The organism is Thiothrix sp., assembly GCF_028714775.1.
GTDB lineage: Bacteria > Pseudomonadota > Gammaproteobacteria > Thiotrichales > Thiotrichaceae > Thiothrix.
The window spans coordinates 194,294-217,848 of record NZ_JAQTLS010000005.1; the positions used below are offsets into that span (position 1 = coordinate 194,294).

Annotated in this window: 22 protein-coding genes; 8 read left to right on the forward strand and 14 right to left on the reverse strand. The window is 52.6% G+C overall.

The genetic code is table 11. The annotated features are described in order from the left end of the window. Positions 1 to 8: 8 nt before the first annotated feature. The 13 genes from hemN to ccoN all read right to left on the reverse strand — a co-directional run bounded on the left by hemN (position 9) and on the right by ccoN (position 11,866). Complete coding sequence (gene hemN / locus PHE17_RS06325; protein ID WP_301014977.1) at positions 9 to 1,394, reverse strand: oxygen-independent coproporphyrinogen III oxidase; 1,386 nt, start codon at positions 1,392 to 1,394, stop codon at positions 9 to 11. A gap of 387 nt (positions 1,395 to 1,781) precedes the next feature. After that, entirely contained in the window at positions 1,782 to 2,246 is a 465-nt protein-coding gene (locus tag PHE17_RS06330) for a rhodanese-like domain-containing protein (RefSeq protein ID WP_301014978.1), read from the reverse strand. Positions 2,247 to 2,295: 49 nt separating this feature from the next. Then, a complete protein-coding gene (locus tag PHE17_RS06335) occupies positions 2,296 to 2,670 on the reverse strand; it encodes a hypothetical protein (RefSeq protein WP_301014979.1) in 375 nt (124 codons plus the stop codon). A gap of 6 nt (positions 2,671 to 2,676) precedes the next feature. Beyond that, positions 2,677 to 3,528 carry a TlpA disulfide reductase family protein gene (locus PHE17_RS06340; protein ID WP_301014980.1) on the reverse strand — a complete coding sequence of 284 codons (852 nt, stop codon included), beginning with the start codon at positions 3,526 to 3,528 and terminating at the stop codon, positions 2,677 to 2,679. A gap of 7 nt (positions 3,529 to 3,535) precedes the next feature. Next, entirely contained in the window at positions 3,536 to 4,156 is a 621-nt protein-coding gene (locus PHE17_RS06345) for a cytochrome b/b6 domain-containing protein (protein ID WP_301014981.1), read from the reverse strand. Beyond that, positions 4,141 to 5,880, reverse strand: a complete 1,740-nt coding sequence (locus tag PHE17_RS06350; protein WP_301014982.1) for a tetrathionate reductase family octaheme c-type cytochrome — start codon at positions 5,878 to 5,880, stop codon at positions 4,141 to 4,143. Before PHE17_RS06350 ends, PHE17_RS06345 begins: the two co-directional genes overlap by 16 nt. A gap of 48 nt (positions 5,881 to 5,928) precedes the next feature. Beyond that, the gene (locus PHE17_RS06355) at positions 5,929 to 6,477 is read right to left on the reverse strand and encodes a DUF302 domain-containing protein (RefSeq protein WP_301014983.1); all 549 of its coding nucleotides are present in this window, start codon (positions 6,475 to 6,477) and stop codon (positions 5,929 to 5,931) included. 179 nt (positions 6,478 to 6,656) lie between these two features. Beyond that, on the reverse strand, positions 6,657 to 7,151 hold the full coding sequence (locus tag PHE17_RS06360) for a FixH family protein (protein WP_301014984.1): 495 nt from the start codon (positions 7,149 to 7,151) through the stop codon (positions 6,657 to 6,659). Between the two features lie 14 nt (positions 7,152 to 7,165). Beyond that, positions 7,166 to 8,566 carry a cytochrome c oxidase accessory protein CcoG gene (gene ccoG / locus PHE17_RS06365; RefSeq protein ID WP_301014985.1) on the reverse strand — a complete coding sequence of 467 codons (1,401 nt, stop codon included), beginning with the start codon at positions 8,564 to 8,566 and terminating at the stop codon, positions 7,166 to 7,168. Positions 8,567 to 8,729: 163 nt separating this feature from the next. Continuing rightward, positions 8,730 to 9,626, reverse strand: coding sequence for a cytochrome-c oxidase, cbb3-type subunit III (ccoP, locus tag PHE17_RS06370; protein ID WP_301014986.1), 897 nt, complete (start codon positions 9,624 to 9,626; stop codon positions 8,730 to 8,732). After that, the gene (locus tag PHE17_RS06375) at positions 9,623 to 9,802 is read right to left on the reverse strand and encodes a cbb3-type cytochrome c oxidase subunit 3 (protein ID WP_301014987.1); all 180 of its coding nucleotides are present in this window, start codon (positions 9,800 to 9,802) and stop codon (positions 9,623 to 9,625) included. Before PHE17_RS06375 ends, ccoP begins: the two co-directional genes overlap by 4 nt. Positions 9,803 to 9,811: 9 nt before the next feature. Next, positions 9,812 to 10,420 carry a cytochrome-c oxidase, cbb3-type subunit II gene (gene ccoO / locus PHE17_RS06380; protein ID WP_301014988.1) on the reverse strand — a complete coding sequence of 203 codons (609 nt, stop codon included), beginning with the start codon at positions 10,418 to 10,420 and terminating at the stop codon, positions 9,812 to 9,814. A 12-nt stretch (positions 10,421 to 10,432) separates the two neighbouring features. Continuing rightward, positions 10,433 to 11,866 (reverse strand): cytochrome-c oxidase, cbb3-type subunit I, encoded by a 1,434-nt coding sequence (gene ccoN / locus PHE17_RS06385; RefSeq protein ID WP_301014989.1) that lies wholly within the window; start codon positions 11,864 to 11,866, stop codon positions 10,433 to 10,435. Positions 11,867 to 12,251: 385 nt separating this feature from the next. On the opposite strand from ccoN, the gene PHE17_RS06390 reads away from it, so the two are divergent. Beyond that, entirely contained in the window at positions 12,252 to 13,520 is a 1,269-nt protein-coding gene (locus PHE17_RS06390; RefSeq protein WP_301014990.1) for a glycosyltransferase, read from the forward strand. Here PHE17_RS06390 and PHE17_RS06395 read toward each other — a convergent pair. Next, positions 13,427 to 14,332, reverse strand: coding sequence for a LysR family transcriptional regulator (locus tag PHE17_RS06395; protein WP_301015005.1), 906 nt, complete (start codon positions 14,330 to 14,332; stop codon positions 13,427 to 13,429). The genes PHE17_RS06390 and PHE17_RS06395 overlap by 94 nt on opposite strands. A 269-nt stretch (positions 14,333 to 14,601) precedes the next feature. Here PHE17_RS06395 and ppsA point away from each other — a divergent pair, with 269 nt between their 5' ends. The 7 genes from ppsA (at position 14,602) to PHE17_RS06430 (ending at position 23,499) form a co-directional block, all read left to right on the forward strand. Next, positions 14,602 to 16,989 (forward strand): phosphoenolpyruvate synthase, encoded by a 2,388-nt coding sequence (gene ppsA, locus PHE17_RS06400; protein WP_301014991.1) that lies wholly within the window; start codon positions 14,602 to 14,604, stop codon positions 16,987 to 16,989. Then, positions 16,986 to 17,831: a pyruvate, water dikinase regulatory protein gene (locus PHE17_RS06405; RefSeq protein ID WP_301014992.1), complete on the forward strand. Its 846-nt coding sequence runs from the start codon at positions 16,986 to 16,988 to the stop codon at positions 17,829 to 17,831. Before ppsA ends, PHE17_RS06405 begins: the two co-directional genes overlap by 4 nt. 141 nt (positions 17,832 to 17,972) lie before the next feature. Further along, complete coding sequence (locus PHE17_RS06410) at positions 17,973 to 19,481, forward strand: phospholipid carrier-dependent glycosyltransferase (protein WP_301014993.1); 1,509 nt, start codon at positions 17,973 to 17,975, stop codon at positions 19,479 to 19,481. Between the two features lie 8 nt (positions 19,482 to 19,489). Then, positions 19,490 to 22,006, forward strand: coding sequence for a TIM-barrel domain-containing protein (locus tag PHE17_RS06415; protein ID WP_301014994.1), 2,517 nt, complete (start codon positions 19,490 to 19,492; stop codon positions 22,004 to 22,006). Next, positions 22,006 to 22,371, forward strand: a complete 366-nt coding sequence (locus PHE17_RS06420) for an EamA family transporter (protein ID WP_301014995.1) — start codon at positions 22,006 to 22,008, stop codon at positions 22,369 to 22,371. Before PHE17_RS06415 ends, PHE17_RS06420 begins: the two co-directional genes overlap by 1 nt. Next, positions 22,368 to 22,766, forward strand: coding sequence for a hypothetical protein (locus PHE17_RS06425; protein WP_301014996.1), 399 nt, complete (start codon positions 22,368 to 22,370; stop codon positions 22,764 to 22,766). The genes PHE17_RS06420 and PHE17_RS06425 overlap by 4 nt, the downstream gene beginning before the upstream one ends. Further along, a complete protein-coding gene (locus PHE17_RS06430) occupies positions 22,759 to 23,499 on the forward strand; it encodes a dolichyl-phosphate beta-glucosyltransferase (RefSeq protein WP_301014997.1) in 741 nt (246 codons plus the stop codon). Before PHE17_RS06425 ends, PHE17_RS06430 begins: the two co-directional genes overlap by 8 nt. Positions 23,500 to 23,555: the final 56 nt, after the last annotated feature.

The window sequence follows — 23,555 nt, forward strand, 5'->3', positions numbered from 1 at the left end:
AAGAGCGCTTAAATAACGCGCGAGAAACGTTGCTGAGCACCCTGCTTACGCAGGCCGACATCAAATACCATGCAAATGTTACGGATCAAGAAACGCCCACGCGGCGTTACCTCAATACCACCGTCAACAAAACGCAGCAAATCATCACCTGCCATCGGTTGCATCAATGCCAACTCAGTTGCGAAATATTCGGCAAAGTTCACATGGTATGCCCGTTCAATTTGCGCAAAGTTCAGGCTGAAATGGCAAGCCAGTTGCTGGATAATTTCCCGCCGCAAGACATCATCCTCATCCAAGGTAATGCCCCTAACAACCGGCAAATGCCCCGCATCAATCGCAGCATAGTATTCATCAAGCGTTTTGACGTTCTGGCTGTAGCATTCCGCCACACTGCTGATGGAGCTGACGCCCATCGCCACCAGATCACAATCTGCATGGGTGGTGTAGCCTTGGAAATTGCGGTGCAACGTTCCTTGGCGCTGGGCAATCGCCAGTTCATCATCCGGCTTGGCAAAGTGATCCATGCCGATGTATTCGTAGCCTGCCGAGGTCAGGTGCTCAACTGCCAATTGCATGATTTGTAATTTAGTTTCACCCGATGGCAAATCATCATCATTGATACGCCGCTGCGCCTTAAACAGGTTGGGCAGGTGCGCGTAGTTGAATACCGAAATGCGGTCTGCTGACAACTCAATGATGGTATCCAGCGTCTGGCGGAAACTTTCCACTGTCTGGAATGGCAAACCGTAAATCAGGTCGACACTGACAGATTTCGCCCCGTATGCACGGCACGCCTCAATCACCGCCTTGGTTTGTTCAATCGGCTGGACGCGGTTAACGGCGACTTGCACACGCTCATCCACATCCTGCACACCCAGACTGAAACGGTTGAACCCGATTTCACGCAGCACGCCAATCGTTTCCGGGGTGACTGAACGCGGGTCAATTTCAATCGAGTAATCGCCTTCGTCGGTAATGTGCAGGGAAAAGTGTTCCCGCGTTTTTTCCATCAGCGCACGCATTTCGTCATGGCTGAGGAAGGTGGGCGTACCGCCGCCCCAATGCAATTGCTCTACCAAGCGGTCGCGGTCATACAGGCGCGACTGCATCTCGATTTCCCGGAACAGGTAGGTGAGGTACTTTTCAGACAGCGAACGGTCTTTAGTGGCGATTTTATTGCAGGCGCAGTAGAAACAGACGGTATCGCAGAACGGAATGTGGAAATACAGTGACAACGGCAACGGGATTGGGTCTTCGTTGCTCATGTAGGCATGTGCCTTGTATTCGTCCTCAGTGAATGGCCCGAATGCAACCGCCGTCGGATAAGACGTGTAGCGCGGCCCTGCCGTGTCATACCGACGAATCAAATTTGCATCAAACTGGACTGTACTCATACCAACCTCTTTTGCACCCAATCGGGGGTGAATACATAAATGCTGCATGTGCTGCTCAAATGCAAGCCTCTGGCACGAAAGATCACACTAAGTTGATATGCATCAAGAAAGTGTCAGCTCATGGATTGTATCCCATACGGAAAATGGGTCTAATGAACCTTGGAAGCTGTTGGCATCGATGTTCGTTACCTCCTCTGGTCGGCAGTTTCCATCAACGCTCTACATACCCTAAAGCATTAGGCTCTCACTTTTTCGAGAGCCTTCTTTTTTTCAGAATCCCACAACTGATACAGGCCATTGACAGCTTGTAACTGGTCAGGTTCCGTCCTCTAGCCCCAAGAGCGCGATATTAACTTGCTGGCGGCAACAGCACAAACCGCTGAACGGCTAATTCACAGCTACGACCGCCTTACCTTCCTTGACCCAACCAGTAATACCGTGCGTCACGTTGTAAACTTGTTTATAACCCACTTGCACCAACATTTCTGATCCCGCACGGGTGCGGTTGCCAGTACGGCAAATCAAGGCAACGGGCTTATCCATCGGGGCAACTTGCTGGATTTTTGTGAGGAAATCTGCCGCAACCGAACCGTCTTTCTGAAACAGGGTGATCGGCTGGCTACCCGCCACGATGCCCGTTTCTTGCCATTCTTCTGGCAAACGAATATCCACCAGCGGGACTTTTTCATCCAGCAAGGTTTGCAGTTCGGTATTGGAGACATTGCTCACACCACCCTGTTGCCCAGCAGCAACTGCACTCTTTATGCCTACGCTTTCTGCTTTCGAGCATGCCCCGACACTGACAAGCGCACTGAACGCAATTGCCAACGCCAACCATTTAACTCCATACATTGTTGTTTATACTCCAAAATAAAGTCTATTCTAAACGCTTATCAAACCATCAATCTTTGCTGAAAATCCCATTGCTGGTGATGATCACCCGGTTTACCCAACGGTCAGACATTTTACCCACGCAAGCCTCAACCTTGCTACCATCCAGCAATTGGGCTTCAAGGCTATAACCCCTGCTCGGTTCGTGATTGAGGGTAATCATGCGGGTTTCGCCCGCCCGCAATTGGGTCAGCAGAATCTTTTCCTGCGTGGTGTCGCTGCCGTGTTCGATTTTCAGCAAGGGGATGATTTCCCCGCGCATATTGCTGATTTCCACAAATAAGGGACGCCCCGGATATTGCAACCCATACCAGAGCTTCATGCCAAACGCGCCCACGACCACGCCCATCAGGGTAAGCAATACCAACGGCTTGAAATTTGTCATCGTGATTTACTGTCCTGAATGACTGACAGCATCTTGCAGGAAGGGCAGGTATCCTTCCCAAGCGGGTGGCGCTCCTGAGAGGGAGAAGACCACCATGCCGTGTTTGTCCAGCACATAGGTGGTGGGGAAAACTTCCGCCAATGTCCGATCTGACAGCCGCGTGCCATCCGCCAGTGCAAGCGACTCTTCCCCCATATCGGAAGCACCGCCATCAAACACGGGCAAGTCAAGATGCTTGGTTTTCAACCATGCACGGGATTCAGCGGCATCTTCACGCACAGGTACGAACAGCATTTCCACATCCAGCTTATCTGCCTGTAAACGTTGGCGTAACTTAGCCAAATCGGGCAATTCATGGGCGCAGGAAGGACACCAACTGCCCCAGAAATGGAGCATCACCACATGACCCCGGTGCTTTTCCAAGGAAACCACATCACCATCGGCTGCAACTAAACGCAAGTCGGGGAAACGTTCGCCGCGTTTTGTCCCGACTTTGGCTTTAGCTGCATCTTCTGCGTTTGCGTAATCCCCCCACAACCCTGACCAGCGTTGGGCATCAAACACGACGCTATCGTCTTGTGCGTAAGGGACGCATTTCTGCTCGGTGTAACCGCCACACTCTTCCAAAGCGGTATCCAAGGCCATGTCGGGGGTGGATTGCTCAGCAGACCATGCCCACGTCCCGCCGGGTGCAATGACAAAGGCTTTGTGCTCGGCAGAGGCCATGTAATCCTGATACCCTGCCAAGCCTTTCTCGCCGAGGTGCGGAATAGCGGCTTGCCCGCCCTCCTCCGCCACTGCCAACGCAGTGCCAAACCATGCAGCAAAGAACAAAACAAGTGTCAGTTTACTGCCCATAAGTATCTTACTTATGCTCCTCTTCGATCTCTTCCCAGCCCGTGATCATGGTTTTGATGTGCGCAAATACCGTATGCCCGGTGGTGGTGAGGTAAATGTGGGCAATAATGAATATCAGGAACATGAATGCCCCCGCCGTGTGGACAAACGCCACCACATCTAATGGCAGGTAGCCACCCAGCCAAGTTGGTTGCCACACACCGTAAAACAGGTAGAACAAGCCCGACCCCCAAACCAGCGGTGACATCAGCGACAGTACCGCCAAATATGCCAAGCGTTGCAGTGGGTTGTGCTTGTTGTCCGTGGTTTTCTGGTAGGGGTTAGGCGCATGGACAAAGATGCCGTAAGTGTAATACTTAATCATCGCATCCACCTTTTTCAGGCTAGGGATGTAATGCCGCCATTCCCCCGTCGTGAACTGCCAAAAGATCGTGAATGCCCACAGCACCAGCAACGCCCACGCCGCATAGATATGGTATTCCACCGCCGTTTTGAAGCCCCAAAATTCATACGTGCCGTGGACTTCAAACCCCGTAAACAGCATGAAAAAAATCAGCCCCGCCTGCGACCAGTGCCAAAAGCGTTCATAGCCTTTGTAAAGGTAAATTCTGTTCACCACCGCTGACATGCTAGCCCCCTCTTTTTCCTGCTGACGCAAATAGTGCGCAATGCACCGTGGATAATGACACCGAGCAAAGCAAGTATCGCCGCCGCCCAGCCAAACATATCGAGGTATTTATTACCATCAACCCCCGGCATGTACACCCCGCCGATGCCCTTCAAACGGCTTTCTGCCTGATGGCATTGGGCGCAAGCCAAGGCATCACCTTTAGGTGCAACCATGTGGGCAATCGGCCATGACATTTCCGTGCTAACAAAATCAAACTTGCCGCTGTAAGGCATTTCAGCGCTCGCCATGCCTGCGGTAATCGCTTTTTGCCAATCAAAGTTGTGCCACAATGCTGTTTCATCTTCGCCCGCCGTATGCACATTAAGCAGATAGCTGAATTCCTTGTCGTAAGCCTGTTTGCCCCGATGCACCTTGAAAGGCCAAATGCGCGAATCTGCTGCCCCTGCTGTCCCTTCCGGTTGGTTGATATTGACGGTTTTACTGGGGTCGATCTTGTCACCACGAGCGCTGTAATTCATGTCGCCATTGAACCACTTGTATTCGGGAATCAAGTAAGAATCCCACACGAAAGTTCCTTTCTTGGAGTCGAAAGCCCGCCGTCCGGCACTGTCTTTGGTGGCAATCGGTTTACCTTCTGGCCCCATCTTTGTGGCAGTAGACCAATCCCACGATTTTTCAGTACCCACACCGCCACGCGCATATTCGGGAATATGGCAGGTCTGACAAGCCAACTTATCGGTATGGGCATTCAGTTGCCCCATCAATAACGGATTTTGCTGGTGCGGTTTATCACCGTGGCAAGACTGGCAAGAGGCCGGATTCTTATCGTCTTTAGCACCACGGGTATGTGCATTCCCCGTCATGACTGCGGTCACTTCGTAACGGCTACCGGAGACTTTATGCTCATCCGTTTGGTGGCACGTGGTACAACTGAAGTTCAAGCCCTGTGCATCCATGTGTACGTCGAGGTACTTGCCCGGTTTTTTCAAGGAACTGTCCAAATCACCGTGCTTCGTGCCATCGCCGCCCGCACCGTAAAAATGGCAAGAACCGCAGTTGGCACGGTTGGGCTTAGCAACCAATTGCGCAATCATTTTCAGGTCTGCCGCTTCCACAAACTTACCGGAATCTTTGGGGAATTCCTTGCGCTCGTACACCGGATGCCCCGCATCCCCCGGCAGCTTGCGGTAAGTCGCGGTACTGTCATGACAAACCAGACAATCCACGTTCTTTTCATTTTTAAAATCGAAGTGCTTATCCTGCCAACCGTAACCCGCGTGGCAAGCCATGCAATCTTTTTCGTTGGAAATGGCGCTGGTGCAGAAGTTGTTGATGACATTCTTCTTACCCAATTTCTTGCCGGACTTGTCGATGTATTCCCACGTCCAATGCTTGGTTTTCATGACGTGTTTGGCGGCTTCGGTGTGGCAGGTCAAGCAGGCTTCGGTCACTTCAGGGCCAGACTTGAAATCTTTTTGCAGCGCTTCAAACCTGCTGTGATCAGCCGTGGTGTGGTCTTTGTTCGCCATTGCTGCCGTCAACGGTGGTGTTGCAGGCGGCGCAGGTGTGGCGGGTGTTGGTGGTGCAGGCTGTGCCGCTACTACCGCTGTCGGAGCTGGCGCGGGTACTGCCGTCGTTTTAGGGTCATCAGCAAATGCCACCGACGTTACCCACGCCAACATCAAGGGAAGCAATAATCCCCGTGCGTATAACCACTGCATCATCATCTCCTCACTTTAGTTACGCCCAATCACCAGGTATGCTGCCACTTAACATCCGCCGCCAGCTTCTTTGCCAGCGCCGCCACCAGCGCCGGGCATACCTTTAATCAGGGGAGGGGCAGGTTTAGAAGGGTCAAATGCAATGAAACTGGCTTGGTCAGCAGCAACCTCAGCCATGATTTCACCGACTTTACTGCCGAACATACGTCCCAACAGGCCAGCATTCATCAAGCCAACGTAAGTTTTGCCGTCGTTCTTTTTGTAGACCGTAATGGTGCAAGGCATCAAGATCGAGAGGATGCGGGTTTTATCATCTTTGAGCATTGGCCCAGAATAACGGGTGCTGCACGCTTCAATCAAGAGTACTGGAAGCGCATTTTCACCCGCTGCCTGAAGCGGCTTAACAGGGTCACGCAAGCCAGAAAGCGACCAACCTTTGTCCTTTTTGGCTTGAATATTAGCCTGAATCCGGGCGGCTGTTTCCTCTACTGTGAAAGGACTTTCAATTTCCCGAAACATAAAACTACCCATCATGGTTCCAGCCAAAACCAGAACAGACACGATGCCTGCGATAAAACCACCGATAACTTTGAGCATGTCACCCCTCCAGCCGCCGAATAGAAGCAGCCCACATACTCAACTAATAACCACACAAATACATTGAAAAACCGCAATACTTCCGGGAAGCCGATAAAAAACACGTAGAGGGCATAAAAAAGGCCGCTGCACAAACCATGCAGCGGCCTTTTACACAAAATAACCAGCGTTTTGCGGACTTACAAATCCGGCTTCATGTCCAAAACCATGTCTGCCTCGTGCATCATGCCAGACAAGCGCCAACTTTCATCTTGCGCACTTAAATAGACATACCATTTGCCGGGTGCTAAAGGCTCAAACTGCCCTGACCAAAAGCCATCAGCCGTTTGTGCCAACATCACCGCCTGATCCAATTGTGGGAAGGTGGCATGGGAAAACTTCATCCGCAAGGTTTCACCTTTTGCCACATCTGTCTTGTTCAGCAGCACCTGTAAACTTTTACCACTAACCGACAACTTCGCCGTCAATCCCAAGGACTGGGCTTTTTGCCCGTGCTCCTTAATATCATTGATTGCCAAGCCAGCCTTGTAGTAATCGTCCACAACCAGCCCGCTTGAGGTCAGTGCAGCCAATCGGTAAGTATAAAGGCTCGCCACCACCACTGAACCCGGCAACGCAATCAATATCCAAGGCCACACCTGCTTATACCAAGGCTTTGTGTCTTCAATGCGCATACGCAACCCTCACTCTATTTACCCGGACCAAGGAAGCGGCCCTCTTGGGAATCCGTCAACGTTGGATTCTCCTCCGCTTCAATGTGGAACATAACCTTTTCACTCTTGGATGTCATCTTATCCGGGTTCGCCCTGACGTTCACGGTCACTTCAGCCACTTTGCCGGAAGGTACATTCACATTATCCACACCAGAGAGCGTCATACCTTCAATGCCGGATACCGTAATCTTGTACTTATGCGCCTGCTGATCCATGTTGATGACTTTCAGGATGTAGATATTTTCAATACCACCATCCCCCGTATCACGGAACAGCACATTGCGGTCACGGATAACGTCCATGTCCAGCGGAATGCGGTTCACCATTGAATACAGCAAAGCCACTGTAATCAACGTCAACAACCCGGCATAGATTAAGGTACGTACACGCAGGATATGGGTTTTACCACCATTCAGTTCATGCTCAGTGGTATAGCGCACTAAACCACGCGGGGAACCGATTTTATCCATAACCGTATCGCAAGCGTCGATACAAGCAGCACAACCGATACACTGGTATTGCAGGCCATCGCGGATGTCGATACCTGTCGGGCAGGCTTGCACACACAAGGTACAATCGACGCAATCGCCTTCGCCCGCAGATTTATCCGCACCACGTTTACGCACACCACGCGGCTCGCCACGCGCTTCGTCATAGGAAATGATCAGGGTATCTTTGTCAAACATCGCACTTTGGAAACGTGCATAAGGGCACATGTACAAGCAGATTTGTTCACGCAGGAAGCCCGCATTGCCATAAGTGGCGAAACCGTAAAACAGCACCCAGAACAATGCCCAACCACCTAACGTACCGCCAGAGAATTCAGTCCACAAGGTTTCCATCGGGACAAAGAAGCCCACGAAGCTGAAACCTGTCAGCAGCGAAAAGAACAACCACAGGGCATGTTTAATGACTTTCTTACTGATCTTGGAACGATCCCAAGCAGCATTTTCCAACTTGATTTGCTGTGGCCTGTCGCCTTCCACCCACTGCTCAATCCAGACAAAAACCTCGCTCCACACCGTTTGCGGGCAAGCATAGCCGCACCAAATGCGTCCTGCCAAGGCCGTCACGAAGAATAAGGTTAGCGCGGAAATGATTAGCAACAGCGCCAAATAGAAGAAATCCTGTGGCCAGAAAACCATGCCAAACAGGTAGAATTTGCGGGCAGGCAGGTCAAACAGCACCAATTGCTGTCCTCCCCACTTAATCCAAGGCAGGATATAGAACAATCCTAGCAACAACCACACAGTCACTTTGCGCAAGGTCGTGAAAAAACCTTTCGTTTGTCGCGCATAGATTGTCTTGTGCTTTTGATAAAAACCGCTGTCAACCAGCCCGTCTTCTGCCGGTGTTTTGTCAGGAGCTTTTTCCATCTTGATACCCTTTAACCTTACTACACAGTGGAGACGTAGCAAGCCTAGCATGTTAGTGGGATTAGCTTATTGATAAAAAGCGATTTAGCGGGCAGTTTTATTAATTTTCGTAGCCCCAAAACAAACAAGCCGCCTTGCGGCGGCTCGTTGATCTAAGCAAAGATTACTTCTTAGACAGGCTATAAACGTAAGCTGCCAACAGATGTACCTTGTCTGCGCCAAGGAAATCTGCGTGTGCTGGCATCTTGCCGTTACGCCCTTTGCTGATGGTTTCCTTGATGGTGTCAAGGGAAGAACCATACAACCAAGTGGTGTCAGTCAGGTTAGGCGCACCCATTGCTTGGTTGCCTTTACCATCCGCACCGTGGCAGGCAACGCAATCCAAGGTTGGATACATCGCTTTACCTGCTTCCGCTTTAGCAGCGTCAACACCTTCAGTACGACCACTCAAGCTAGCAACATAGTTAGCCACTTTATCAAGGTCATCCCCAGCAAGTGCCGGATGTGGTGGCATAGCCCCCTGACGACCCATCATGATGCTTTGTTTGATCTGGTCAGGTGTACCGCCGTACAACCAATCGGCATCTGCCAAGTTAGGGAAGCCTTTCGCACCCTTACCGTCAGAACCGTGGCACAGTGCACAGTAGCTCAGGAACATACGCTGCCCCATGCCGTGTGCATCTGCGTCAGACGCGACCTGTTCAATCGGCATGGCAGCATACTTCTTGAAAATCGGGTCGAACGTCTTAGCTGCATTATCCATCTCAGCGCCGTACTGGCTACCTTGTGAAGTCCAGCCCAGATACCCTTTGAAAGTACCTAAACCAGGGAACAACACCAGATAAACCAGAGAAAAGACGATAGTGATGTAGAACAACCACAGCCACCAACGCGGCAATGGGTTGTTAAACTCTTGCAGGCCATCCCACGCATGTCCAGTGACATCACCTTGCGCCGCTTCGCCGGGACGCTTTTTGGTTGTCCAGCGCACCAGCCAGTAACAGGCAAAGATATTGCCCAGCGCGATCACGATGATCCACGCACTCCAAAAACTGCTCATTTATCTACCTCCTTCACAGACGCCTCGTGTACACGCTCATCCTCTTGGTCGAAGATGGAATTGGCAGCCACATCGAAGCGTCTTTTACGCTTCCGGCTATACGCCCACACCACCATCAATACGAAGGCAATCAGTAACGTCAGCGTCGTAATACCACGGAAATCGTTGTAATCCATGACACTGCCTCAACGCTGTGTCTTGATGACAGTACCCAAGTTTTGCAGATAAGCAACCAGCGCATCCTGTTCGGTTTTGCCTTTTACTTCCTCTGCACCCTTAGCGATTTCCTCGTCAGTGTACGGTACACCCAGTGTCTGCATGACTTTCATCTTAGCAGCCGTATCCGCGCCATCCAGCACGGTTGTAGCCATCCAAGGGAAACCAGGCATGTTAGACTCAGGCACCACATCACGCGGGTTGTTCAGGTGGGTACGATGCCAGTCATCACTGTAACGCCCGCCAACACGTGCCAAATCAGGGCCAGTACGTTTGGAACCCCATTGGAACGGATGGTCGTAGACAAATTCACCCGCAACAGAGTAGTGACCATAACGTTCAGTTTCAGCACGGAACGGACGGATCATTTGCGAGTGGCAGTTATAGCAACCGTTTTTGAGGTAAATATCACGCCCTTCCAGTTGCAGTGCGGTGTAGGGCTTCAACCCATCAACCGGCACGGTGGTGTCTTTCATGAAGAACAGCGGCACGATTTCCGCCAAGCCCCCCATGCTCACCGCCAGCACCATCAGGACGGCCATCAGACCCACGTTCTTCTCGACGACTTCATGACTCATGATAAATCCTCCTTAGTGGGCTGGAGCCGCAATGGCAACATCAACAGGTTTTGCGCCAGCCACGGTTTTCAACACGTTGTAGAGCATGATAACCATGCCTGACACCACGAGGAGACCGCCCAAGAAGCGCACGAAGTAGAACGGATAAGTGATTTTCAGCGATTCAATGAAGCTGTAAGTCAATGTACCGTCTGCGTTCACTGCACGCCACATCAAGCCTTGCATAACACCAGAAATCCACATGGAAGCGATATAAAGTACGACACCGATAGTCGCAACCCAGAAATGGATTTCGATCAGCTTGGTGCTGTACATGCTTTCACGCCCGAACACTTTTGGAATCAGCGCATACAAAGAACCGACAGAAACCAGCATTACCCAGCCCAAAGCGCCGGAGTGGACGTGGCCTACAGTCCAGTCAGTGTAGTGTGACAGTTCGTTAACGGTTTTGATTGCCATCATCGGGCCTTCAAAGGTAGACATACCATAGAAAGACAGGGAAACAATCAGGAAGCGCAGGATAGGGTCAGTACGCAGTTTGTGCCATGCACCGGAAAGCGTCATAATGCCGTTGATCATACCACCCCAGCTTGGAGCCAGCAGGATCAGGGAGAACACCATACCCAAAGATTGGGTCCAGTCTGGCAGCGCGGTGTAGTGCAGATGGTGAGGGCCTGCCCACATATAAGTAGAGATCAATGCCCAGAAATGCACAACTGACAAGCGATAAGAATAAACCGGACGGCCTGCCTGCATCGGAACGAAGTAGTACATCATCCCCAAGAACGCTGCTGTCAGGAAGAAACCAACCGCATTATGCCCATACCACCATTGCACCATAGCATCAATCGCGCCAGGGTAAACAGAGTAGGACTGGAGCCAGCTTCCGCCAAACAGGGCAATTGGCAACTCAGCGTTATTGACCAAGTGCAGCAATGCAATTGTCAGGATGAACGCACCGTAGAACCAGTTCGCCACATAAATGTGGGAAGTCTTGCGCTTCATGATCGTACCGAAGAACAGGATAGCGTAAGCAACCCAGACTACAGTGATCAACAAGTCAATCGGCCATTCCAGTTCTGCGTATTCTTTGGAAGAAGTGATCCCCAACGGCAGGCTAATCGCCGCCAGCAGGATAACCGCTTGCCAACCCCAAAACACGAAAGCAGCCAGTTTGTCAGAGAGCAAACGGGTATGACAGGTACGCTGTACAACATACAGCGAGGTCGCAAACAAAGCAGAGCCACCGAAGGCAAAAATAACTGCATTAGTATGCAATGGGCGTAAACGACTGTACGTCAGCCACGGAATATCAAAATTCAATTCCGGCCAACGTAATTGTGCGGCGATGAGCACGCCCACCGTCATACCGACGATCCCCCAGATCACCGTCATGATGGCAAACTGCCGCACGACCTTGTAATTGTAGGTCTGCTGGTTCTCCATAAAGTCCCTCCGAAAGAGTTGAACACCTCACCGGGAATAGTGCCATAAAACACGCAATGATGTGTGTGAAATCACACACTCCGGTAAGCGAAGCATCTACTAGAGAGGGGCTGTTATGCTTGATTAAAGTCAACATTGACTGTGGCAGATTGGAGACATTTACGTAAACTGTCATTTTTATGACTTATATCAAGTAATTCCACACCCACTACTTGAGCAAATAATAAACAACCCCATGCAAGGGCGAGCACTAATTAAAAAATAAGCAAAATCAATTTTCCCGATTATCGCAATAAACTACCCGATTGGCCTCGTCTGCAACTGCACCGTTTAGCGCCTTTGGTATGCTTATCTACAGCGTGACCACTCCCAAACCCGATTGACGATGAACAAAAAAACCAGCCAGACCTATGTCGTCCATATCATTACCAGCCTAGCCGCTGACGGGGCTGGGACAATGCTGTATCGGCTGCTGGCGCACACCAACCGCAGCCAGTTTTACCCCATAGTCATTTCACTGGATAACGATGCGCACCTCGCTGCCAAAATCCGCGCCCACGGCATCCCCGTACACTGCCTCAACATGGCTAACAGCCTCACTTCCGGGTGGCACATCCTTAAACTGGCAAGATTGTTGCGGGAACTGACCCCCGATGTCATCCAAGGCTGGATGTACCACGGCAATCTGGCGGCATCCATTGCCAACACAACACTTTCCAACCGCTACCCGGTGTTCTGGAATATCCGCCAAAGCCTTTACGACATTGAACTGGAATCCACCACCACCCAATGGGCGATCCGGCTATCCGCCAAACGTTCAGACAAACCCACTGGTATCCTCTACAACGCTTACCTCGCTGCCGAACAACACGCCAATTTCGGCTTTAAAGAGGCGAAAGCCCATATCATCCCCAACGGCTTCGACACCCACCTATTCGCCCCCAACATTTACAGCCGGGAAAACATCCGCCAGAGCTTGGGTATCCCCGCTGATAGCGTTGCCATCGGCATGGTGGCGAATTATCAGCCTATGAAGAACCATGCGCTGTTCATTGATGCTGCCAATTTTCTGGCGCAACACCAAAAGAATGTGCATTTCATCCTAACAGGAAGGGACATCACCCCCGAAAACCGTGACATTGCCGCACTCCTGAAACGTTGTCCGTCGTTACAAAACAAGCTCCATCTCCTCGGAGAACGCAACGACATCCCCGCCGTCATGAATGCGCTAGACATATTTTCCCTCACCTCCACCTACGGCGAAGGCTGTTCCAATGTCATTGGGGAAGCAATGGCGTGCGGCATACCCTGCGTTGCCACCGATGTCGGCGACATACCACGCATTGTTGGCAATACCGGGCAAATCCTACGGGACGCAACTGCATCCTCACTGGCATTTGCATGGCTGGAATGGATTAACGCAGGTGAAACTTGGCGCAAAGAACAAGGGCAACGGGCACGGCAACGCATCCAAAAGCACTACAACATCAAAGACATCACCGCGCAATACCAAGAATTATATTGCGCAGCGGCACGTGCATCAGGCGGGAACAGCCCCCATCAACCGGGTGAGAAAAACGCCTCATCAAACATCTCGATAAACCGTTTTGCCTGCGGGGTAAAGAACTTGCCACGCCTCACAATCAGCCCGTAACTGCGTGATGGGAAATGGTCATTCAGCGGAATCGCCTTGATTTTTTCGTTCCCGGTCAGGCAGACCTCGGTCACGATGGAAACCCCCAAGCCCATTTCCACGTATTTTTTGACGATTTCCCAACCACCGGCTTCCATCGCCACCGAATAAGGCAACTCGTTCTGGCGGAACACGGTATCCACCATGCGCCACGTACTCATGTTGCGCGGCGGCAAAATCAAACCGTAAGGACTGATGTCTTCCAACGTCACCGTCTCCTTCTCCGCCAAGGGGTGGTTTTCCCCGGTGATCAGGATCGAGCCAAAGGAGACAAACGGGCGATAGATGATGCCATCAGGAATTTGCAGCAACGGCCCCACCGCCAAATCCACTTGGTCCTCCAGCAACATTTTCATACCGCTTTGCCCGGTAACGTTATGCAGGTTGATGCGGATGCCGGGGTAAACTTCGTGGAAACGGCGCAGGTACTCAGGCAATACATACAAGGCCGTAGACTGCCCGGCAGCAATGTTCAGTTCGCCCTTTTCCATCTTGCCCAAATTGGCGGCAAAACTTTCCCGCAAGCCATCTATCCCGGCAGCAATTGGCTGTACAAGCTGGTAAAGTATCTTACCTTCGGGGGTCAAACGCACACTCGGGCCGCGCCGCTCCAACAACTGCTCGCCCATCTCACGTTCAAGCGCTTGGATTTGCAGGGAAACCGTGGGCTGGCTGATATGCAATTGCTCAGCAGCGTGGGTGATGTTCTCCTTTTGCGCCACCACACAAAAAGTCCGCAATAATTTGTAGCGCGTTTGCTTGTAGTAGTGCATTGCCACGGTCGTTCATCCTCCCTAAATTATTCCATTATTGTGCAGCACAATAGTAATAATTGAAACAATTGATTTTTGAACAGGGCAATTTTTCGTTACATTACGCCGCAGTTAAACATTCACACCGAATGTTTTTCTCATGCTAACTGTGGTGCTTGCGGCGTCGATGTAGACGCCGCTCTTTTTCCCCTTCTTCCCCTATGAAACAATAATGCTAACCGTTCGGTAGGAATCAACATTTTCCAACAGCGACTCAGGAGTATTTCACGATGGCAGATTACATTCTTTGGTTTGATCAATTGGGAATGCACGATGTCAACATCGTCGGCGGTAAGAACGCATCCCTCGGGGAGATGATCAGTAACTTAGCAAACGTCGGGGTCAGCGTCCCTAACGGCTTCGCTACCACCACACATGCTTACCAAGATTTTATCCGCGCTGATGGTCTGGCTGACCGTATCAACGCGCTATTGAATTCCCTTGACGTAGACGACATCCACGCCCTGACTAGCGCAGGCAAAACCATCCGTGGTTGGGTCATGGATACACCACTGCCAGAGAAACTGCTGGAAACCGTGCGTGAAGCCTACGACACACTGGCTGCCGGTTCTGGCGACACCGCTTCTTTCGCAGTACGCTCTTCCGCCACCGCTGAAGACTTACCGGATGCCTCTTTCGCAGGCCAGCAAGAAACCTTCCTCAATGTACGCGGCCTCGACAACGTAATCGCGGCAATCAAGGAAGTTTTCGCTTCCTTATATAATGACCGCGCGATTGCTTACCGTGTCCACCAGCATTTCGAGCACGACAAAGTGTTCCTGTCTGCGGGCGTGCAAAAAATGGTACGCAGCGACATCGGCGCTAGCGGCGTATTGTTCACCCTCGACACTGAATCCGGCTTCCGTGATGCAGTATTCGTCACTGGCGCATACGGCTTGGGCGAAACCGTGGTACAAGGCGCAGTCAACCCGGACGAATTCTACGTTTACAAACCCAACATTGAAGCAGGCCGCCCAGCGATCCTGTCACGCCGTTTGGGGACTAAAGCCATTGAAATGGTGTACGCAGCCACTGCTGGCGATGCGCATAACAAGGCAACCCTGACCCGCGAAGTGGACACTGCACGCAGTATGCGTTTCTGCTTGAGCGACGAGCAGGTTGAATCCCTTGCCCGCCAAGCCATGATCATCGAAAAGCATTACCAGCGCCCGATGGACATCGAATGGGCACTCGACGGCGGCGACGGCAAGCTCTACATCGTACAGGCTCGCCCTGAAACGGTCGAAAGCCGCGCCTCCGCGACCATCATTGAACGTTACCAGCTCAAAGAAAAAGGCACTGTCGTTGCCGAAGGCCGCGCTATCGGCCAAAAAATCGGCCAAGGCCCTGCCCGCATCATCATGAGCATCAACCAGATGGATCAGGTCAAGGAAGGCGACGTGCTCGTTACCGACATGACCGACCCAGACTGGGAACCGATCATGAAACGCGCTTCCGCCATCGTCACCAACCGGGGTGGACGTACTTGCCACGCCGCGATCATTGCGCGTGAAATGGGTATTCCAGCGGTCGTTGGTTGTGGCGATGCTACCCAGCGCGTCAGCGACGGCGATGAAATCACTGTTTCCTGCGCTGAAGGTGACACCGGCTTCATTTACAGCGGTTTGCTGCCATTTGAAGTACGCACTGCCGACACTGGCAACCTGCCTGACCTTTCCGTCAAAATCATGATGAACGTGGGCAACCCATCCCGTGCTTTCGCCTTCTCGCGTCTGCCAAATGCAGGTGTAGGTCTGGCACGTTTGGAATTCATCATCAACAACACTATCGGTATCCACCCGAAAGCGTTGCTGGAATTCGACAACCTGCCTGCTGACCTGATGGCTAAGATTGGCAAGAAAATCGCCGGTTACGCCAGCCCAGTCGACTTCTACGTGGAAAAACTGGTCGAAGGCATTGCGACCCTCGCAGCGGCTTACGCGCCTAACAAAGTCATCGTGCGCATGTCCGACTTCAAGTCGAACGAATACGCCAACCTGATGGCAGGCGACCGTTACGAGCCGCACGAAGAAAACCCGATGATCGGCTACCGTGGTGTTTCCCGCTACCTGTCCGAATCATTCCGCGCCTGCTTTGAACTGGAATGCCGCGCACTGCGTAAAGTCCGTAACGAAATGGGCTTGACCAACGTCGAAATCATGATCCCATTCTGCCGTACTTTGGAAGAAGCACAGCAAGTGGTTGCACTGCTGGCAACCCAAGGTATCAAGCGTGGCGAAAACGGCCTGCGTTTGATCATGATGTGCGAAATCCCATCCAATGCGGTACTGGCGGAAGAATTCCTCGAATACTTCGACGGCTTCTCCATCGGTTCCAACGACATGACGCAGTTGTCCCTCGGCCTCGACCGTGACTCTGGCTTGATTGCGCACCTGTTCGACGAACGTAACCCAGCAGTGAAAAAGCTGTTGAAGATGGCGATTGATGCCTGCCACAAGCACGGCAAATACGTCGGTATCTGCGGTCAAGGGCCTTCTGACTACCCGGACTTCGCCGTATGGTTGCACCAACAAGGTATCAGCAGCCTGTCGCTGAACCCGGATACCGTGGTTGACACTTGGTTGCACCTTGCCAGCTTGGACGAATCCAAGGCATGAGTGACGGCAAATGCAAAAAACGTCGGACGGTATTTTACCTGTCCGACCGGACTGGCATTACCGTCGAAACACTGGGTCACAGCTTGCTGACCCAGTTTGACGGCATCCAGTGGCGCAAAGTCGGCATCCCCTTCCTCGATACCGAAGAAAAGGCTATCGAGGCGGTGGAACAGATCAACCTGATGGCGGCACTCGATGGTTGCCGCCCGCTGGTATTCAGCACCCTGATCAACCCAGAAGTACGCTTGTGGATTGAGAAGGCCGAGTGCACCATTTACGATTTCTTCGACACCTTTATCGGGCCGTTGGAGCAAGAGTTAGGGCAGCAATCCTCCCACGCTATCGGGCGTTCGCACGGTTTGCACAACAATGCCTCTTACACCAAGCGTATTTCCGCCATCAACTTCGCGCAAGCGAACGACGACGGCATCAGCGCCAAAAACTTTGCGGACGCTGATATTATCTTGGTGGGTGTATCACGCTCTGGCAAAACCCCGACCTGTTTGTATTTGGCAATGCAATACGGCATTTACGCTGCCAATTACCCGCTGACAGAAGAGGATATGAATTCCTCTACCCTGCCTGCGATCATCCGCCCTTTCCGCAACAAGCTGTTCGGGCTGACCATTACGGCGGAACAGTTGCAACGCATCCGGCAGGAACGCAAGCCTAACAGCCGCTATGCCTCACTCAGCCAATGCCAGCAGGAACTCGAATGGCAGCACAGTCTCTATCGACGGGAAAATATTCCGTTCATTGACACCACTGCTATCTCGATTGAGGAAATTGCCACCACCATCATTAACCGTAGCGGCCTCAAGCGCCAGTTGTACGGCGAATAAGCTACACCAGTTATCTGGTTTTATATCGCGCCCATACAGATTATTGATTACGATAGTGATTAGTCGTCGGGTACCGCCCCATGCAGTACCCTGCGGATAAACCCATTATTCAGTATAAAAATAACTCAAGGGAGACAGCCTGTGGCAATACGCAAGCCCGGCGCGATACCTTACCTGTTCCTCGCTGCCCTCCTCTGTGGATTACTGTTTTCCGCTGCCATGCGCCTTCACCTCAATTTCAACGGCGGGCATATCGACGAATACGATTACTTGTTTGTCGGCAAGCAATTGCTGGCGGGCAAGGAATGGCGTACCTATTTCTACATTTTTGGTTCCAACCTAGACTGGTATCTGCTGGGCATCGGTGAGGCCATCGCGGGGCTGGAAGGGGCACGGGCAGTCGCGGGCTTGCTTGGCCTGTTGTCATTGGCTGGCATGTATTTCTTTGTGCGCCAGTTATACGGCTCGGTGGTGCTGGCGGGCTTGAGCGTGGCGCTGTTTGCGATGCAGGCGGCACATATTTTCATCAGCAAGTTTGCGACTTACGACATCATTGCTCTGACATTTTTCAGCCTGTCGTTGGCTCCGTTGCTACAAGCGTGCGAGCGTCAGGGCAGGCAACGGTACCTGGCATTGCTGATGGCGGTGGCATTGTTTGCGCTAGCTGTAACCAGTAAATATATCGTGGTTGCCTACCTACCTTTGCTGGTATTGGTGGCCTTATGGTTATCACCACTGGTGGGTGTGCTGTTTGGCTTGGGCGTTACGCTGATTCTGGGGATATATGTCGGTTTGCACTGGGAAGACCTGCAAGGGCTGTACACCATACAGATCAAAGGGGTGCATGGTGCAAACTCCAACTACGAATACCTGTTGCACATGGAAACCCTGTATCTGGCCTTGCCGCTGACAATGTGGCTGGCAGCGCTGGGTTGGCAAGTATTCCGCCTGCGGGGGCAAGCCCTGCGTGACCGCACGACACTGATCATGCTGACCCTGCTGGTATTTGCTTTGCCACTGGCGGCTTACCATTTGCACGGAAAAAACATGATTTCGCTGTACAAGCATCTGGTGTACGCGCTGTTTTTCCTCTCGCCAGTGATGGCATGGCTGTTGTGGAATGTGCTGGAACGTTTCAATTTCAAACTGGCGGTGCAGGCAGTTGCTGCGGCTATGGTGCTGGGCATGGTATGGCTGAATTACGCCCTACTGCTTGATATGGAAAATGGCTACCCGGATGTACGCCCAATCATCGACGCAATGGCAGCACAGCCTATTGATGCCAATACCACCATTGCCAGCGAAGACCCCTACCTGATGCGTTATGCCGCCTTCGGCAAGCTTTCGCAAAATCACATCAAGGAATTGCAATGGATGGACAACAACATGGATGGCAAATCGGAAAAGAAAGATGTGGTCGAAGCCTTGTGGGACAACAAGTTTACCTACGTATTCATGGATAACCTGATCCAGCCCACCGCCAACCAAGATTTGCGCGGGGTGATGAAAAGCCGGGGCTATGAAAAGGTATTGGAAATCCCTTGGAAAACTACGCAAGTGATGAGCAGGCAGGATAAGGGTGTGCTGGAACTGTACAAAAGCACCCGTCCGCCGCGCATTCCCATCACTGAAGATGCGATGTTCAAATAAGGATGCAGATGATACGCAAGTTCATCCCTTTGTTGCTGTTGTGGGCGGGTGCATCGCCAGCCGCACAACTTGCTGCCCGTACTGAACTGGCGTGCATGGATGTGCAGGTGCTGGAACCCGGCCTGTTCCGCACCAGTTACCGCCCGGCAGCACGTTGCAATGAACCTGCATTTCCCCCCAGCCCTTATGTGCTGGACGACAAACTTGCACCCAACGCGGCAGACATCCGTATGGAGGGTGACAAGCAGGTGCAGGAAACCAGCCGCCTGCGTTTGACGCTTGATACCACATCACTCTGCCTCGGCGTCTATGACAATGTGAAGCAACGTGACGTTACCCGGCTATGCCCCGGTCTCGGCAACAACGGCGGATTTACGCTGGCAATGGATAAGGGTAAGGTGGAACAGCTTTACGGCCTTGGTCAGCAGCACCCTGCCCCCGGCACAACCGATGGCGACTGGCTAAAACGCGGCACGCGGGTGGCAGGCAGCAAATACGGCAACCAATTAGTCGATGCCAACGGCGGTTTGGTCGGCAATACCCAATTCCCCATCCTCTATGCACTCGGTAAGGACATAACGCCGTGGTCGCTGTTTCTGGACAATTCCTATCCGCAAAACTGGGATTTCCAACAAGACCCGCTGAAAGTCGGGGTAAGCGGCGGGGATGACCTGCGTTTCTATTTCCGCGTGGGTGATTCACTGGCGGATTTACGGCGTGGTTACATGCAATTGGTGGGCAAGCCGCTGGTTCCGTCGCGTAAACTGCTGGGCTTGTGGATGTCCGAATACGGCTACGATGACTGGGCGGAACTGGACGGGGTGCGTAAATCCTTACAGAACAATGGCTTTCCGCTGGACGGTTTCGTGATGGATTTGCAGTGGTTCGGCGGGATCATTGACGGCTCTGAGGATAGCCGCATGGGGGCGCTGACGTGGGATGAAAGCCATTTCCCCAAGCCTGCCGACAAAATCAAGGAACTGAGCAAACAGCACGTGGGGTTGATGCTGATCGAGGAATCCTACGTCAGCCGGGGCTTGCCGGAACACCAAACCTTGCAGGACAAGGGCTATCTGGTCAAACAGCCGGATGGCAAGCCGGTGTATCTGGCAAAAAAACCGTGGTGGGGCAAAGGCGGGATGATCGACTGGAGCAACCCAGAAGCCGCCGCTTACTGGCACGACACCAAACGCCAACCTCTGGTGGACATGGGCATTCTAGGGCATTGGACAGATTTGGGCGAACCGATGGATTTCGCCGCCGATGGTGTTTATCACGGCTTTACGCCCGGCAAAACCCACCATTCCGATCTGCACAATTTGTATAACCTGTTATGGCATCGCTCGATTTTCGAGGGGTATCAACGTAATGGCAGCAAGCACCGCCCGTTCATGCTGTCACGTTCCGGTGGGCCGGGGATGCAGCGTTACGGCGCGGGCATGTGGTCGGGGGATATTCCGGCACGGCTGGAGAACCTCGCTTCCCACCTGAATGCGCAGATGCAGATGAGCCTGTCGGGGGTGGATTATTTCGGCTCGGATTCTGGTGGCTTCTACCGCAAATCGTTTGATGGCAAGCCGGAAGCGTATGGGGATTTGTATACCCGCTGGTTCGCGGTTTCTGCGCTGATTGACCTGCCGCTGCGCCCGCACGCGGATAATGTCTGCAACTGCTTCCACACCGCGCCGGATCAAGTCGGTGATATTGCCAGCAACCGGGCGAATGCACGCCTGCGTTACGAACTGATGCCTTACTACTATGCACTAGCGCACCGCGCCCACCGTTTCGGCGACCCGATCATTGCCCCGGCAATCTACGCCGATGAAAACGACCCGGCGCTGCGTGGTATGGGTGCGGAAAAATTGATTGGCGATGATTTGCTGGCGGCGTTAGAAACACGTTCCAGCAGCAAGGCCATGCGTGTTTACCTGCCCAAAGGCGAGTGGTTCGATTACCACACCCATGCGTGGCAAGGCAGCAAAGGCGAATGGCTGGAAAACGTCCCGTTGTACCACGGTAAGCTCTACCGCCTGCCGTTGTATGCACGCGCCGGAGCGATCATCCCGGTTCTGGCTATGGCGGATGGCAGTGTGGATGCTTTCGGACGCACCCAAGGCAGCATGGATAAACCCACGCTGTTGAAACTGGACATCTTCCCGCACAATCAAGCCAGCGAATTCACCCTGTATGAAGATGACGGCGAAACCACTGCCTATTTGCAAGACGCCGTGCGCACTACCCGCATCCGCCAGCAGCGCGGGGAAAACGACCAGCACATCTGGCTAGATGCCGCCAAAGGCGACTACCAAGACGCTCCCGAACAGCGCGAAGTGCAACTGGTACTGGCAGAAATCGCCCCAGTTGCCTCCATCAGCGTTGATGACAAGCCGCTGGATGCTGCCGGGAAATCCGGCTACGGTTGGCAACGCATCAACCCCAATACCCTGCAACTGCGCTTGCCTGCACTCGCAGCCAAACAGGATCACCACATCGACATCCGCTATCAGGCGAAGGAGAAAAAGTAATGCACAACGCTTCCCTGTGGGTTTATGTACTGCTGGTGCTATCCATCGGGTGCAGCAGTACGGCGCAGATTTTTCAGAAACTGGCGGCGCACGATCTGGCAACCCACACGGGTTCGCCGCTGTCTTTACTGCTGAAACCTAACATCCTGCTGAGCGTGTTTTTCCTCGGCACGGGCTTGCTGCTGTGGCTGGTGGTACTGGGCAAGCTGGAACTGAGCATTGCCTACCCGATGCTGAGCCTAGGCTATGTGGTGGTGATGCTGGCAGCTCGCCAGTTGTTCCATGAAAGCATTCCACCGCGCCGCTGGCTGGGCACGGCTTTCATCATGGCAGGCATTTCGCTGCTGGTCGGGGGTATCGCATGAAATGGTTACTGATGGCGATTTCGATTACCTGCGGGGCGCTGGGGCAATTGTTCATGAAGGCGGGGATGCAATCGGTGGGGGCGCTGGCGGCGTTTTTCCCCGCGTTGCAATCCGGGCAGGTTAGTACGGAACAATGGTTTGGCGTGCTGTGGGTGGTGGCGGGCATTGTCTGTTACGGCATTGCCATGCTGGTGTGGATTTATGTGCTCGGGCATTTTGAACTGAGCGTGGCGTACCCTTTACTGAGCGTGGGGTACATTCTGGTTTATCTGGGCGCGGTACTATGGCCCCGGATCGGCGAATCTTTCACGCTGGGCAAGACCGGCGGGATCATGCTGATCATGCTGGGCGTGGCGCTGGTAGCAGCACCTTCTGAGGCAAAACAACATGAATAACGAACGACCTTACCTTTCCATCATCATTCCGGCCTACAACGAGCAAAGCCGGATTGCCGATTCGCTGTACAAGGTGAAGGATTACCTCTCCCGCCAAACCTACCGCAGCGAAATCATCGTGGTGGATGACGGCAGCCGCGACCTGACCACCGAAGTGGTGAAATTCATCGACATTTACGGCAAGGAAACCAAGGAGCAGGAAGAAGGCCAGTTGATGGAAAACATCAAAAACGTCGGTAAAGGCTTTTCGATTGCACGCGGCATGATCAAAGCATCCGGCGACATCGTGCTGTTCAGTGATGCTGACCTTTCCACCCCGATTGAAGAAATCGAAAAGCTGCTGCCGTACTTTGAGCAAGGCTTCGATGTGGTGATCGGTTCACGCAAACTGGCGGATTCCGAGGTGGAAAAAAAGCCGTGGTATCGGGATGCGATGAGCCTGATCTTCAACATAGCCGTGCGCACCCTCTCTGTTCCCGGCATCAAGGATACGCAGTGTGGGTTCAAGGCCTACCGGCGTGAAGCGGCGCAACGGATTGCCTTATTACAGCGCATTTACGGCTTCGGCTTTGACGTGGAGCATTTGTACATTGCCCGCAAGCAGGGCTTTAAAATCAAGGAGGTGGCGGTGAAATGGGAACACATGGACGGCTCCAAGGTTGACCCAATTAAGGATTCGATCCGCATGTTTACGGATTTGTTGAAGATTCGGTGGTTGCATCGGGCGATGTAGTGAACGTGTCAGCGATCAGGAAATTCATGTGTTACCTTGAGAAGGTTTTCAAACAG